A 1552-nucleotide genomic window follows, 5' to 3' on the forward strand; every position below is an offset into this window, starting at 1 on the left:
AGCCTGCATCGCCTCCATCCAGGCAGCCTGCCGGGCGCATGCGGCCTTCCCGGCCGAGCTGGTGGTGGTCGACAACGGCTCGCGCGACGGCACGCCAGAGCGCCTGGCGGCAATCGCCGAGGCTTCGACCATCCCGATCACCGCGATTCTCGAGTCGCGCCCCGGACTGGCGGCGGCGCGCAATGCCGGGTTGGCGCGGGCGCGTGGCCGCGTGCTGGTCTTCGTCGACGACGACTGCAAGCTCGACCGGACCTATCTGCGCGACCTGCAGCGGCATTATGCGAGCGGCGAGAAATGGCTGATCCGGGGCGGCCGGGTCGAGCTTGGCGACGCGCGCGACCTGCCCTTCACCATCAAGCGCTGCGAACAGCGCCAGCGGCTGACGCCGGCCGTCCATCCGGGCGGCTTCGTGCTTGGCTGCAACATGACCATGCACCGCGACGTCGCCGCGCGCATCGGCCCCTTCGACGAGCGCTTCGGCGCCGGCGGCGCGCTGCGCTCGGCGGAAGACACCGACTATCTGGTGCGGGCGATGCTCATCGGCATGCCGGTCGAATATGTGCCCGACATGACAATCTTCCACCATCACGGACGCCGTGACCGCGAGGCAATCGACCGGCTGCACCGCGACTATCATTTCGGCAATGGCGCGCTCTGCCTGAAGCATGTCCGCCGCGCGCCCTGGCTGCTGCGCCATTTCTACTGGGCGGCGCGCGCGGCTCTGCGCGAGCTTGCCGGCGGGCCCAAGTTCGATCCTGAGCTCAGGCTGTCGCATTGGCCCGTCGTCGCCATGAACCTGGCCGGCGCGGCGAAGTTCGCACTGCTTGTCATCGCAAGGCGGCCGGTGCCGGAGCCAACGGGCCGCGCCGAAGCGGGCGAAGCCGAGGCCAGGGCGCGATGATCCGGCCGCTGCCACCGGCGCTCTCGATGCTGCGCGGCGCGCTGGGCGGCAGGCTGATGCGCCTCTTGCCGGTCGTGGTGTTGCTTGGGCTTGCCGCCGCGGCGCTCGAAGGCCTCGGCATCGGCCTGATCATCCCGCTGCTCGGCATCATCATGGGCCATGGCGACGCTTCCGGCATGGGCGGCTTCTCGGCGCTGCTGCAGAAGGTCGGCGCCGGGCTCGGCGAGCGCGAGCGGCTGGTCGCCATTTCGGCGGCGATCCTCGGCTCGATCCTGCTCAAGAACCTGCTCGGCTTCGCCAACACGGTGCTGACCGCCCATATCTACGGCAAGGCGAGCTTCGCGATCCGCAGCGCGCTGTCGGAACGGCTCCTGCGGATCGGCTATCCCTTCTTCCTGCGGCAGAGCCCCGGCCGGCTGCTCAACATCATCTCCAACGAATCGTGGCGCGCGTCCGACGCCATCCAGGCCCTGCTCGGTTCGATCGTCAGCGCCTCGGCGGCGGTCATCCTGCTTGCTTTCCTGCTGCTTCTGTCCTGGCAGATGACTCTGCTGGTGACGCTGGGGCTGGCGCTCGTCCAGCTGGCGCACGCGATGCTGTCGGCGCAGCTCAAGGCGCCGAGCCGCAGCGTCGCGGCGCGCAACAGCGCGC

General features: G+C 69.9%; 2 protein-coding genes. Both read left to right on the top strand.

What is annotated here, in order from left to right; all coding sequences use genetic code 11:
• On the top strand, positions 1-901 hold a 901-nt coding region (locus EN781_RS32270), incomplete at its 5' end, for a glycosyltransferase (RefSeq protein ID WP_127400715.1).
• Positions 898-1552, top strand: a 655-nt coding sequence (locus EN781_RS32275; RefSeq protein WP_189347967.1) for an ABC transporter ATP-binding protein, incomplete at its 3' end; no start/stop codon positions are given. The genes EN781_RS32270 and EN781_RS32275, both read left to right, overlap by 4 nt.

Source organism: Mesorhizobium sp. M4A.F.Ca.ET.090.04.2.1 (genome assembly GCF_003999085.1).
Classification (GTDB): Bacteria; Pseudomonadota; Alphaproteobacteria; order Rhizobiales; family Rhizobiaceae; genus Mesorhizobium.